This window comes from Alloprevotella sp. oral taxon 473 str. F0040 (genome assembly GCF_000318095.2).
GTDB lineage: Bacteria > Bacteroidota > Bacteroidia > Bacteroidales > Bacteroidaceae > Alloprevotella.
In genome coordinates this window covers 166,571-180,479 of record NZ_KB290710.1, presented here as the reverse complement: position 1 = coordinate 180,479, position 13,909 = coordinate 166,571, and the positions used below count along the sequence as shown (strand labels likewise).

At 47.2% G+C, this 13,909-nt stretch carries 8 protein-coding genes and 1 pseudogene; 2 read left to right on the top strand and 7 right to left on the bottom strand.

The features are described 5' to 3' along the window. Nucleotides 1–5 precede the first annotated feature (5 nt). The 6 genes from prmA to HMPREF9999_RS02265 all read right to left on the bottom strand — a co-directional run bounded on the left by prmA (nucleotide 6) and on the right by HMPREF9999_RS02265 (nucleotide 7,809). The gene (gene prmA / locus HMPREF9999_RS02290) at nucleotides 6–941 is read right to left on the bottom strand and encodes a 50S ribosomal protein L11 methyltransferase (RefSeq protein WP_009436683.1); all 936 of its coding nucleotides are present in this window, start codon (nucleotides 939–941) and stop codon (nucleotides 6–8) included. 170 nt (nucleotides 942–1,111) lie between these two features. Next, the gene (locus HMPREF9999_RS02285) at nucleotides 1,112–2,716 is read right to left on the bottom strand and encodes a methyltransferase RsmF C-terminal domain-like protein (protein WP_009436682.1); all 1,605 of its coding nucleotides are present in this window, start codon (nucleotides 2,714–2,716) and stop codon (nucleotides 1,112–1,114) included. Further along, nucleotides 2,713–4,743, bottom strand: a complete 2,031-nt coding sequence (locus HMPREF9999_RS02280; RefSeq protein WP_009436681.1) for a S46 family peptidase — start codon at nucleotides 4,741–4,743, stop codon at nucleotides 2,713–2,715. The genes HMPREF9999_RS02285 and HMPREF9999_RS02280 overlap by 4 nt, the downstream gene beginning before the upstream one ends. A 51-nt stretch (nucleotides 4,744–4,794) precedes the next feature. Further along, a complete protein-coding gene (locus HMPREF9999_RS02275; protein ID WP_009436680.1) occupies nucleotides 4,795–5,502 on the bottom strand; it encodes a DUF4276 family protein in 708 nt (235 codons plus the stop codon). Then, nucleotides 5,499–6,611, bottom strand: coding sequence for an AAA family ATPase (locus HMPREF9999_RS02270; protein ID WP_009436679.1), 1,113 nt, complete (start codon nucleotides 6,609–6,611; stop codon nucleotides 5,499–5,501). Before HMPREF9999_RS02270 ends, HMPREF9999_RS02275 begins: the two co-directional genes overlap by 4 nt. A 7-nt stretch (nucleotides 6,612–6,618) precedes the next feature. Next, nucleotides 6,619–7,809 carry a DUF2027 domain-containing protein gene (locus HMPREF9999_RS02265; protein WP_009436678.1) on the bottom strand — a complete coding sequence of 397 codons (1,191 nt, stop codon included), beginning with the start codon at nucleotides 7,807–7,809 and terminating at the stop codon, nucleotides 6,619–6,621. Between the two features lie 246 nt (nucleotides 7,810–8,055). Here HMPREF9999_RS02265 and HMPREF9999_RS02260 point away from each other — a divergent pair, with 246 nt between their 5' ends. Then, nucleotides 8,056–9,696, top strand: coding sequence for a fumarate hydratase (locus tag HMPREF9999_RS02260; RefSeq protein WP_009436677.1), 1,641 nt, complete (start codon nucleotides 8,056–8,058; stop codon nucleotides 9,694–9,696). Between the two features lie 1,505 nt (nucleotides 9,697–11,201). After that, nucleotides 11,202–12,083 (top strand): annotated as a pseudogene (locus HMPREF9999_RS10185) (IS982 family transposase). A gap of 207 nt (nucleotides 12,084–12,290) precedes the next feature. On the opposite strand, the gene HMPREF9999_RS02245 reads toward HMPREF9999_RS10185, so the two are convergent. Further along, nucleotides 12,291–13,901, bottom strand: a complete 1,611-nt coding sequence (locus HMPREF9999_RS02245) for a RagB/SusD family nutrient uptake outer membrane protein (protein WP_009436670.1) — start codon at nucleotides 13,899–13,901, stop codon at nucleotides 12,291–12,293. Nucleotides 13,902–13,909: the final 8 nt, after the last annotated feature.

The window sequence follows — 13,909 nt, the reverse complement described above, 5'->3', positions numbered from 1 at the left end:
ATCGGTTAGCGACTCATTTTCAAGCAAGCCCAGTTGTCACGTTGTTTCACATCCACCAGCGACAGCCCAAGCATTGTGCCTTTCTCCACGAGACTCAACACATCTTCCGTGTAAAAACCACTCATATAAATCGTACCTCCCACGCGGAGTGATGCCACATACTTGTCGAGGTCTTGGAGCAGAATGTTGCGATTGATGTTGGCTATGATGACATCAAAGGTGTTTTCTAGCGGTTTCAAGGCAGAGGCATCCCCATGCACCACCATGATGTCAGAAATCTCATTGAGGGCAATGTTGTCGCGTGTGTTGTTCACGCACCATTCATCGTAGTCCACCGCCACACACTGTGAGGCACCGCGCATCTTCGCCAAGATAGCCAAGATACCCGTGCCACATCCCATGTCGAGGACAAACTTTCCGTTGAAATCGTCCGTAAGGATGCGGTCTATCATCTGAGCTGTGGTTTGGTGATGCCCTGTGCCAAATGACATTTGTGGATTGATGCGAATGTTATACTCCCCTTGTGGTACATCTTTGTGGAAGGTGGCGGCAATGACACAGCGAGGATGCTCGGCATCTTCACCAATGATGAGCGGTTGAAAATAGTTTTTCTCCCACTCCTCGTTCCAATTCTTGTGTTCCGCTTCCGCCTGTTGGTAGGTGATCTTCACGTCTGGAATGGGGAAATCTGCCAAGACCGCTGCGAGTGCATCGGCATCGAAGAACTCCGTCTGTATGTAGGCTTTGAAAGTATCTTCGGCTGCTTTATCAGCAAACACCGCAGATTCGGGAAAATTGTTGTTGATAGCCACACGGGGTAAGTCCAATTCGTCAGTGTGAACGAAACTTTCAAATCCGATTTCGGCCAATACTGCGCTCAAAACATCGTAAGCGGCTTCAGAACTAGGGGAGAGGGTAAATATAAATTCGAGATAGTGCATATTGTAGATGTGGGAGGGTCGCAGACCCTTTGTGCTAGTCTACGTCATCAACGAGTTATCATGGGTCGATTGACGGAGACGTTAAGGTGAAACACTGTTAGATTGCTGCACCTCATTAGGATGTTTCTTATCAGATTGCAGAGCAAAAAAGGCAATGCTCTGAAGAGTCCTCAGAGATTTCTCAATCTCCACTCATTAGGATAGAGATTATTGGCACGATTGCCGAGATTGTTGGCAAACCCCAAGGGGAGTCCGCGATAGGTGAGGAGTATATAACCGCGCGGTGCTTCGGCTGGGAGGGTGATGGCTTCGCGGTGGAGATAGGATAATGCTAACTCACGCGAAATCTCCACACGTGGAAAGGCGGAATCTGAGGCTGAAATAGACATGGCGAGTGCATGTTGCGGCACGAGTTTCTTGCCTTTTTCTTCAGCTATTTCGATGCCTCCGATGAGTAAAGGTGCCACTTGTGCCAACCTCTCTCGAATGCCTACAAAGGCTGTGGGAACAGCTGTCCACACTCCAGCTTCAGAACGCACAAAACTAGAAAGATGGGCTTCGGCTAACCAAGAAAGCAGGACTGCATCGGGCTTTGCCGTGGGCTGTCCTCCGCGGTGCTTCCCCTTTGCTGGTCGATTACCTTTCGACTTTTCTGACTTCTTCGAGGAATACTCTGAGTTTTCTAAAAAAAAGTCGGACTTTTTCGCAAAACTCTCGGACTTTTTCTGAAATATCTCCGAGTTTTGCTGAGAACTCTCGGAGAGTTTTGCTGCAATCTTGGCCTTCACTCTGCCATCTGTCGAATTGGTCTCCGTTTTTTTGCGAAGCAATGCGAGAAAGAGTCCTTCTCCCTCGGTGCGATGAGGGAAGAAATGATAAACAGGGAGGTTGCGCCCAGTGGTGTCACCCGAGATATGCCAAGCGGCATCGGTGGGGATTTCCACCAACTCCGCGCCAAGTGTGGTGCAAGTCCAAGTCACGAGGTCTTCGTTCTCTTCACGGTTGAACGTGCAGGTGGAATACACACAGAATCCTCCCTCTTTCAAGGCTGGCCACACGGCTGTGAGAATGTCGCGCTGGCGGTCTGCACAGGAGATGACGGCAGCAGGCGACCACTCTTCACGGGCTTGTTCGTCTTTACGAAACATTCCCTCACCCGAACAAGGGACATCGGTAGCCACGATATCGAACGTTTCCTCTAAACTTGTGAAAGCATCAGGGAAGGCTTGCGTGACGAAGGTGTGAGGATGTCCCCATTTTGTGAGGTTTTCTGCCAAGATCTGCGCACGCTGTCGCATCGGTTCGTTAGCCACCAACAAGGCATCGTCGGGAAGTAAACTGCGCCAGAGCGTGCTCTTCCCACCAGGGGCAGCACAGAGGTCGAGCATCTTTAGGGGATTTCCCTTTGTAGCCTCATCAGCATAGGTGCTTTCGATGACTTTATAGGCTTGTGCAATGAACATCGAAGCTGCTTCTTGCACATAGTAGGCACCTGCATGCCACAAAGGGTCGTGCGCAAAAGTGGGACGCTCCGACAAATAGAGTCCTGATTCACACCAAGACACAGGGCGCAAGGTGAGAGGAGCAGCAATGTCGGAGGGCGACTCACCATTGTCCACTGGTGCAAACAGACATCCCCCATCTTTGAGAGGTTTGAAGGGATTGGTGCGGAGGCTGGTCGGAGTGTTTCCGCTAGATAATGCAGTGCAGAGCGCGCCCGCCTCGGCATCTCCGAGAAGGGCGCACATCTGTTGTTGAAAGGCTTGTGGGATCATTTTCTTATCTCCATTTCATCAATGAGATATTTCGAACCTCCATAAGTGTCAATGACGAAGAGGATGTAGCGAATGTCGGCATTGATGCAGCGTTGCAAGGCTGGATTGAAGCGGAGGTCGGACGAAAGGCTCTCGATATTGCCGTCGAAGGCTAGACCAATGAGTTCTCCGCGCGCATTGAGTACGGCACTACCCGAATTACCTCCTGTGATGTCGTTGTTACTGAGGAAGCATGTGGGCAATTCTCCCTCGGCATTGGCATAGGGGCCGTAGTTTTTGGTGAGATAGTGCTGACGAAGTTTCTCATCAATCACATAGTCGGGATCAGCAGGATTCTCTTTCTCAAACATGCCTCGGAGAGTCGTCTTCCAATCGTAGCGAACGGCATCGCGGGGAGCGTATCCCTTGACGTGACCATAGGTCATGCGGAGCGTGGAATTGGCATCGGGACTCTTCGCCCAGTCGTACATTTCGCAAAGACCACGCACATAAATGCGATTAAGCTCTGCCACTTTCTTTTCATAACGCTCCACTGCGGGTTGATATGCAGAGAGAGCTTTGCGGTAGGCAGCCCAGTGGGTGGCGAGAACATCGTTGCCCAAGGCTTCTGCAGTGGCAATTTTCAGTTTTGCACTATCGGCAAAGAGGGAATTTTGATAGAGTGCATCAAAATAAGCTCCCATATCGTTGCTCACAAACTCAGGTTGTAAATTGAGCTTATGATACTTCGTCCAATAGCCCGACAGCAATTTCATTTTGCCTAAGTCGTAGGCTTTGTCCACTGTAGCCACGGTGCTGCGGTCATTCTTGAAATCTTGCGCACCAAAAGTGAAGCGAAGCAAGTTGTAGTCGTGGAGGGTGTCTTTCACCGCTGCCACGAGGGAGTCCATACGGTCGATGATAGTCATGTACTCTTGCTTACCGCTCTTCACTGCAAAGGCACGGAAACGCTTTTCTTCTTCGGCCTTAATGCCGAGCAGTCCAGTGGAACGCACGCTAGCATTCATGCCACCGAAGTTTTTCACCATGTTGCCCAAACGCATATAGTCGTTGGCATACTTGAGCGACATATCTTTGTCGCTATCCATCAACGCTTTCATGAAGCGAAGTTCGGCATCTCCAGCGAGATTGATGGGCTCGTTGATGCTTTCAGTGCGAAGGCGCACTTGCGATGCCGTGAGATAGCGACTCGTTCTGCCAGGGAATCCCATGATCATCGTATAGTCGTTCTCGTCGATGCCTTTCAAGCTCACGGGCAACCATTTTTTGCACTCGAGAGGTTGATTGTTTTTAGAGTATGTCGCAGGTTGTCCCTTAGCATCTGCATAGATACGGAACACTGCAAAGTCAGCATTGTGGCGTGGCCAAATCCAGTTGTCTTGGTTAAAGCCAAATTGTCCGATCTGTTGTGGAGGATTCACCACAAGGCGCACATCGTCATAGCGTTGTTCGTAAAAGGCATAGTAACGATTGCCTCCGAAATAAGGCACAATGCGGAGGGTAACACCGCGCTTTTTGGCAAAGGTTTTATTCTTTTTGAGCATCTTCTCGGCAAGTGGACGAAGGAAGAGATTGCTCTGACGGTAATACTCATCGACTTTCGCCTTATTCGCTGCAGCTTCCACCTGATCCGTCACATCTACGATGCTCACGACAAAGGTGAAAGTGAGGTCGGGCACGGGGAGTTCTTCGGAGAGACTCTTAGCAAAGAACCCATCTTGCAGATAGTTGTGCTGCATGGTAGACATGGCATGCACGTAGGAGAATCCGCAGTGATTGTTAGTGAACACGAGTCCTTTGGAGGACACCACCTCACCTGTGCAACCTCCTCCGAAACGTCCGATGACATCGCGCAAGGAAGGTTGTGTTTCGTTGTAGAGTTCGCTAGGACTGATTTGCAACCCAGCCTTTTTGAGGGAGTCTTCTAGGTGCTGCTCCTTCATGAGTTTGAGGAGCCACATCCCCTCGTCGGCATACGCCGCTGAGAAAGAGAGAAGAGCAAGTAGAGAGAGTAGTAATTTCTTCATGTGGAAATATGATGTTATATGTTGTTTGGTGGAATATATTGCCCTTATACTCTACCCTTTTGCGGTATCTGCCAAGGCAATAATCTGCGCCACCCATTGATTGAAATGAAAACAAAGCTCCCGTAAGCGTTCAATACCTACTTGTGCTGTAACATGAGTCCCCATAAAGGGTTTATTGTACTTCTTTTTATAGATACTTTCTAAGAGCTTTAAGATGCGTTTGCTGGGAGCTGTAATTGCTCCCCCATCGATATATTCGGGATTGTCATGACTGGTAAACTCATTCATCAGTTTTTCCTCCAGTCCTTTACAATCAGGATAATATGCAGCAAGATATTGATAGCCACACAGCACTAAGGTTTCAAACTCATGCAGTTGGATATAAGGGAGAAAACGCGATGAATGTATGTGCTCACCTAAAGCTTTTTCTAAGCATTCCACGCGCTGGTAGGGATCAAGATGCTGCTGAGCTTCCTTAAATCCTGGGAAATCATTGGGGAGAGCATAATAATCAATGAAGGTAGTCACCACATGATATTCATAGTTGTTGCTACTCCACTGCTTCAAAGAGTCTTGGATATCCCTTTCTATATGGGAGAAATTCACAATCCCACCTTGTACACGCTTACTTCTGCTCGTAGTAACAAGAATGGGCTTTGCCACAATTCCGTAATTTCTCAGATAAGGTTGCAGTACTTTCTTTACAAAACTTTCTTCAGTCTGTCCCTCACAAACGATATGTAGGATGATTTGCTTCATGGCCTTCCTCCCAGAACATTCTTATCCCAAAGTTCACTCAAAGTATAATTTTCCAGCCACGAGGATAAGGCTTCGTTATCCAATTGCTGAACTGTCGTTGTATGAGAGTCTTCTGCCATCTCCACAACGGCTATATTTTGAGGTTCGAAATAATCAATCAATTCTTTGGACTGCGTGGACACAAGAATTTGTGACTTCAGCGAGGCATCTTCTATAAGATGCGCCAGAGCATCAATGGCCATGGGGTGCAATCCTAGTTCAGGTTCATCCAAAATGATCACACGAGCTATCGTCTCTTGAGGTTGCAAAAGCAGAGTAGCTAACGCGATAAAGCGTATAGAACCATCGGAGAGCTGGTCGGCAGTTAGCACATAGTCATTGCCTGAAGTGTCATACCACTTTAGCGAGACATAACCCTTATTAGGTACAAGATAGAACTCTCGGAAGTTGGGGACAACAAAGCGCACATGCTCCTCTATTTTGCGAAACTCTACAGGATAATTCTCTTTGAGAAACAACAAAAAGGCTGCAAGATTTGTGGCCTGTGTTTGCAAATAGTTGGCAGTGTCTACTTGTGAGGCTTGTCGCAGTGGTCCATTGGAAGAGGAATCATGAAACTGATAAAATTTTGTTTGCAACAAAATCTCTCTTATCCTAATGTTTTTTTCGGCTGTACTCTTTAAAAGACCACTCTCCCTATAGTTATAATCAGGAGATATTCCTTGGACATCATCACTAGTATGACCACAATTGCTAAGCACCTTTTCGTCATCAATCAGAAGACGCCCCTCTGTAGCATGAGCCAAAGTGAAGCGATAAGTGTCTTTTCCTTGGGCATAGCGGTAGACTAATTCACAAGAAAGTTGTGGAGTTTCTTTGACTCCATAGTGTAGCAGCGCATTGCTCGTACCCTCCTGTTCTACATAGCGTTGCAGAGCTCCATTCATCATGAAGCCTAGCAACTTGAAAAAACTCAAAATGTTGCTTTTTCCTGCACCATTAGCCCCAATCAACAAAGTCACATCCTGCAAATTCAGCGTCACAGGATGCTCAGAGGCTATAGATTTATAGCCTCTGATGGTGATTTGAGAGAGTTTTACTTTTTCCATTTTATTGTTATCTCACCGTCACCATGGTGGCACCGAAGCCGTATTCGCGGAAGGAGGCATCTTGGTGCGTGCAGTGGCGATAGTTTTGTTTGAGTTCTTTGAGCAGTGTAGCGCGGAGCACACCTTCGCCCTTGCCGTGGATGAAGACAATGCGACGGCCTTTGTCTTTGGCATATTGGCGCATGGTGTCGTGGAAAGCCTTGATTTGCACTGTGAGAATGTCTACATTCGTCAGCCCACGGGTGGAATCGAGCAAAGCCGTGGCATGGAGATCCACTTCCACAATGGCATTCTTATCCATCACCGCCGAACGATCAGTTTGGCGGGCAGGTTGTCGCTTGGGACGCTCGGGAGCTTGACGCACCACCTCGGGGGTAATCAACGCTTCTTCCACCATTTCGGCAGCGATGCTCACCGACTGAGCAGGCCGATCGTCAGCCACAAGCGGACGAACGAGGGCAGGGTCGGTGAAGAAATCGGAGGGAGCGAAACTGTGCAACTTATAGAACTTCGTGCCATCCACACGCAGAGTGATATTCATCGGAGATTTCAGTGCGAAGGGCTTGTCCGTCTTATACGCCAGCAGTTGGAACGTAAGACGTTCCCATTGTGGAAGGTCGCTATGTCCGATGGTGTCGAGCTGCAGTTTCTGATTAGGCAACACGAGTCCTTCATGACGGAGCGAATATTGCTCCCCCTCTTGCGTGAGCAGGAGGAAACGCACATAAAGGTTGGAGTCGTTGATGAGATACACCTCAAATTCGGTCTGACTCAGCGAACGACTGTCCACAGGCAGGAAGCCAATGTAGAAGTTCACTTGATCGGCACCACGACGCTCCAAAGGACGAGGTTGGAAAGTGATATCTTTATCTGCTGGTTCTGAATCGTCCTCCACTGAATCCTCAGTAGAAAGCCCCCCATCAGCAGCACTCGCAGCCACAGCATGGGCAGCAAGCGCGGCTTTGATGCTCGTGTGGCTCATGCCATCAGCTTCATGAGTGGATGGACGCTCCTTGGAAGCCATCGGTTTGCGCACCAAATTATAGTTATCCGTCTCAATCACCACGATTTCCGAACGGAGAGTAGGGATTTCAAATCCGTCATCATCACACACCAGCACCAAGTCTTTGCCTTGGAAACCAGCAATTCTTCCGCCTCCCGTGGTGTTGAGGAAACGCACTTTATCGCCAATATTCATAATCTCTTTCCAAATGGTTTGCAGCAAAGATACAAAAAAGCCGTTAGACCTCGGCCGTTAGACCTTAGAAATTAGCTCCAGACAGAAAGAAATTAAAAGAAATATCAACGTGTTTCTCCTTAAATGCTTACCTTTGTAACACGAAAGTGCACACACTCATTAAGTTGCGCACGACTCATCTCGCAGGAGAGAGTAGAAGCATAGATAAATTCATACACATACATAACGACATAACAATTTAAAGTCATGGCACAAACACCTGATTTTCGCTATGCCCCCATGTTCCAGTTGGGAGCCGATGAGACGGAATACTACCTTCTCACTAAAGATCACGTTTCAGTGAGCGAGTTTGAGGGACATCCCATCCTTAAAGTCGAAGCAGAGGGCATCACCAAGATGGTGAATCAAGCCTTCCGCGACGTTTCTTTCCTCCTCCGTCGCTCACACAATGAGCAGGTGGCGAAGATTCTTCGCGATCCCGAAGCCTCCGACAACGACCGCTATGTGGCTCTCACCTTCCTCCGTAACGCAGAAGTAGCCGTGCGCGGCCAACTTCCCATCTGCCAAGACACAGGCACGGCCATCATTCACGCCGAGAAGGGCCAACAAGTGTGGACAGGATTCTGCGACGAAGAGGCTATCGCTAAGGGTGTCTACAAGACTTACACTGAGGAAAACTTGCGCTACTCACAAAACGCGCCTCTCAACATGTACGATGAGGTGAACACACGTTGCAACCTGCCCGCGCAAATCGACATCGAAGCCACTCACGGCGACGAATATCACTTCCTCTGTGTCACCAAAGGTGGCGGCTCTGCCAACAAGAGTTATCTCTACCAAGAGACTAAGGCTATCCTCAACCCCGACACGCTCGTGCCTTTCCTCGTGGGTAAGATGAAGACCCTCGGCACCGCAGCTTGCCCTCCCTACCACATCGCCATCGTCATTGGTGGAACCAGCGCGGAAAAGACCATGCTCACCGTGAAATTGGCTTCTACCCACTTCTACGATTCTCTCCCCACTACGGGAGATGAGACGGGACGTGCCTTCCGCGATGTAGAACTCGAGGAACGTTTGCTCGAAGAAACCCGCAAGATTGGGCTTGGTGCTCAGTTTGGTGGTAAATATTTTGCCCACGACATCCGCGTGGTTCGCCTGCCTCGTCACGGTGCTTCTTGCCCTGTGGGTCTCGGTGTGAGCTGCTCTGCCGACCGCAACATCAAGTGCAAGATAAACAAAGATGGTATTTGGATTGAAAAGCTCGATGACAATCCTGGCAGCCTCATCCCAGAAGAGTATCGTCAAGCTGGTGAGGGTGAAGCGGTAAAGATTAATCTCAATCGCCCCATGCCAGAAATTCTTGCAGAGCTCGACAAATATCCCGTGTCTACTCGCCTTTCGCTCAACGGAACGATCATCGTGGGTCGCGACATCGCGCACGCTAAGATTAAGGAACGCCTGGATGCTGGTCAGCCCATGCCCGAATATCTCAAGAATCACCCCATCTACTACGCTGGCCCTGCCAAGACTCCTGCGGGCATGGCTTGCGGCTCTATGGGTCCCACCACTGCCGGACGTATGGACTCCTATGTGGATCTCTTCCAAAGCCAAGGTGGTGGTATGATTATGCTTGCTAAGGGTAACCGCTCACAGCAAGTCACCGATGCTTGTCAGAAATATGGTGGTTTCTACCTCGGTTCTATCGGTGGTCCTGCGGCTATCCTCGCCCAAAACAACATCAAGTCCATCGAGTGCGTAGAATATCCCGAACTCGGCATGGAGGCTATCTGGAAAATCGAAGTAGAAGATTTCCCTGCCTTCATCTTGGTGGACAACAAGGGTAACGACTTCTTCAAGCAATTGCCCCAAACAGGTTGCGCGCACTAATTTAGATGCTCGCTTAACTCATTCCTGTGTCTAACGATTTGTTAGCATAGCATTTATAACTCAGAGGCTACATCAACATTTCCTTTTGATGTAGCCTCTTTTCTTTACCTCTCCAAGTCCATCCAGCTTTGCGCAGCCATGTCAAAACAAACTACTGAAAAACCAACGTCCTAATGCTACAATTCTGCTCCTGAGTGGAGACACAAAGACTTTCCCATGTCTTGCGATGCAAAAGCTCTGCAAACACAGAAGTAAGTGCGAAGAAGCCAGAAAATAGCTTACGAAGATGAGTGTAGACATCAGCGTTGTCTTTTCTCTTATGGAAATGGAAAGCTAAGAAAACTCATGATGGAATAACACCATTAAGAACTACGCACTATATAGAATGAAAACTGCTCATATTGCAATGTCTCTCGCGCGTACGCGTGCGCGCGCATTCCTGCAGTTTTGCACTTTTTGCTTTCACAACCTTCACAAAAGTTTGCGTATTCACCTAGACTACAGACTATTACCAAGGTAATAGGAACACGGTTCGTTCACAGCAATAGTTTTCTGGCTGAGAAGACCTCTTTTCAGTTATCGAAAAAAGAAGAAAAATGGAAACTTGAAACATGAAAGTCTCTGAGAAGTGTTCCCAAAAACTAGGAAAAGTAATGGAAGAAGTCGGAGAGTTTGAGTAAAATCTCCGAGAACTTTTGAGTTCTCTCCTAGAATTTATCAAGATGTTGAAGCTCTTTCAGACTTGAGTAGACGAGCTTTTTTGAGCAATTTCAGGCAAGAAAAAACGGCTCAAAGGATTGAATAGTTAAAATATGTCCGAAAAACGGACATAACTCTCTGTAAAATAAAATATTACAGGGGAAGCATGTGAAGGTTGTGAAAGTTAAAAGACAAAAACTCTTGTAATGTGCGCACGCGCGTGCGCGCGAGAGCGTTAGGATTTTAGTTTTATTAGGAGCATTCACCTCGTAAAAGAGATGAGAAGAGTGAAGGTAAAAATAACGTGAGTTCGACGAATTCTCGTTATGTTAATAACATCTTGAACATGAACGATAGCCTTCACTTCGTACAGAACTTAAAGATGTGCGAGAGTAGTTTCCACGCCACAATGCAGGACAAGATGTTCGTGAATGGTAACAAGAACCTGTAGGAGTAATGTATACAACCCGACCGACCTCAACAGAGCAGGTAGTTCTTTTCTTACGGGCTTTCGAACGCTTACAAGCTTTCCTCCCCTTATACTTCTTTTGCGTCTGCAAACTAACGTTTTCTGCGCGAGTTGTAGAAGTCGTCTCATACGTAAAACTACTTGTGGCTATTAGTGTTGCCACGAAGAAAAGAACAGGAAATAGATGTCTCATAATTTTGTTTATATTTATTTTTAACAACGTGAGTTTGATGAGTTATAAGTACCTGTAGATTGGCAATTAGCGAAATTCGTTGTAATTTTAAGGTGTTGATATATAGAGTTACAAACTATAAACGCTATAATCACCTAAGACAAAATTACTGAAATATTTTGTATAGCAGACGATTTCTGCAAGTTTTTTGATGCAATAACAACAAAATATACACTAAAACCTACCGAGAAAAGAAAATATCATCCCAGTTCCATGATGTCAAAGGCCGAAGTCATGCTGATAATGATTCTTTTCCACGACTCCGGTAACCGCTACTTTAAACATTTCTTTTTGAAAAAGTAAGCAAGTATCTTCTTCATCTGTTTCCCAATGTTGTTTCTTATAACCTTTTAGTAGAATTAGTAAGGGAGATATTCGCACTCTTAACCTTTTTTACCAAGAAAGTCCTCTTGGGAAAATGCACGGGCATAAGCTTTGTTGACTATACCCCATTGCGTGTCTGTAAGAACCCAAGAATACATGTTCACAAAGTTTTCAAAGGCATAGCCCAAAGACGGAAATGCTCTTTGGGTTGGTTCTTCGATTTCAAATTGCACTTGATTTATAATGAGAAAGGAGAGCTTCTCAACTTTATAATAACGCCAGGAGATATTGATGACCGTATGCCTTTGGAGTAAAAACGTTTTTTGTAGAGTTCATACATGGTAAACTCTTGGTGACAAAGGGTACAGCAGCAAGAACCTCTTTCAAAGGCTTTTCGTTGACAGAATACAACACCAGATTGAAAAGTAACATGAAAAGAGCTTTAATGAGTGCTTCAGACAAACTCTTGCTCAGAAAAAGAGCTATTATAAAACAGTAAATGATAAACTGAAGAACATTGCGCAAGTGGAACACTCCAGACATAGATGCTTTGACAATTTCATCGTCAACTTATTAGGGGCAATTGCAGCCTATTGCCCATTCCCAAAGAAGCCGTGCATCAATGCGCAAAGGGCTATTGATACACAGCTTGCATTGTTCTGAATTCGTCGAACTCACGTTAAAGAGAAGTCACTAATGAGAGCAACTACTCCAAGCGTGAGCACGTGGCGAAAGATTACTATAAGACCTGATGGCTTCCTTTTTTTGATGACAGACTCCTTTTATACTCTAGCCATTCCTCTCAAGCCCCCAAAACAAAAGTCCCCTCCGTAAAGAGGGGACTTGAAGAAAATGAAACAGGTTGATGGATTAGTATCCAGGATTTTGCTTGAGCTTGGGGTTACGGTCTATTGCACTTTGTGGAATAGGCCAGTAGCGATACTCGGGCTTGAAGGAGCGATCTTCGATAACATCGCGTTCTTCAGCAATAGTAGCACGAGTTTCGGGGTTAGCACCCTTCATATCCACAGTACCAGTGATGCGAGTAAGGTTGCCATTCAACACGGTTTCAGCTACCATCTTACCAGAAGCATCCTTCCAACGCACAATGTCGGCACGGCGGAGACCTTCTCCTGCAAGTTCTACGGTGCGTTCACGGCGAATCACCTCACGAAGTGCATCTTTTGTAGCATATTTTGCGCGATCCACCGTAGGCATTCCTGCGCGTGTGCGGAGCTGATCAATCAAAGCGTAGACTTCTTCAGAAGGGCCACTGAGTTCGTTGAGCGCTTCAGCACGCGACAACAAAACTTCAGCATAGCGGAAGACTACGACTGAGGCAGAAGTGCTCCATATGTCCGCATATTGCGATTTGGGGTAGAGATATTTTGCCCAAGTGAGCGCAGTCTTAGAAGAGTTGGCAGCCTTAGTAGGAAAGTCAGGATTGTCTTTGCCGTCAAGTTGCTTATCGAGGGTATTGTACACGCCGTTCCAATAGTCGCAACCAGGATAGAGAATAGTCTTTGCCATGCGTGGGTCACGGTTAGCAAAGGGGTGAGTCTTGTCGTAGAGTCTAGACTCTTCCTTGGGAAGTCCATCCTTCATGAGATACAGGTCCACGAGGTTTTGTGTGGGCACGATGGACGACCATCCACCATCACCATTGTTGTAGAGTTGTCCCAAGATAGTCAATTCGTTTTGCACCTCATCGTGCTCTTCGGCTGCAATGATCTCTTTCGACTTGTTGCCAGCCATAGTGAAAGGAGCAGCATAGTCCTTATCGAGTTCATACTGCTTCAAATCCATGATTGCCTTTGCAGTTTCTGCTGCTTGCTGCCAGTTGCCACGATAGAGTGCATAGCGCATCTTAATGGCAAGGGCGGCTCCTTTAGCGATTCTACCACTTTCAGCAGGTGTGTTGGGCAGCAGCATGATGGCACGATCGATGTCTTTGTCGAAGTGTTCCCAAACTTCCGCTTCGGTGTTGCGAGGCACCTTGGCTGCTTCAGAGTTAGGGAAGAAATCATCCAAGATGGGCACACCACCATACCAGAAGTTCATGCGAGCATAAGCATAAGCACGGATGGCAAGGGCTTGTCCGAGAAGATTGTTGTAGACAGCCTTGTCAGCAATTTTGGCACGGTCGATGTTGTTCACTACGTTGTTGCAACGAGAGATCAAGCTATAGCCATAGAAAGATGCTCCTGTGCTGCTGGCTGTCCATGTGCCGTTACCAATGGGGCGCCATCCTTCCCAAGGGAAGTTGTTGTAGGCGATATCGGAAGCTGCATCAAGATAGAAAATGGAGTTAGAGCTAGCCCATCCAGCATAAGCTCCCGTGAGAAACTTATTGACATCTTCTGCACTCTTCCACGTAGTCGAAGGGCTAATGGCATCGTGGGGCGTGGTGTCTAGGAAGTCTGAACATGAAGTGGCGAAGAGCGCGGCGAGCGCAACAACGGCATATTTAATACGTTTCATGATAGTGT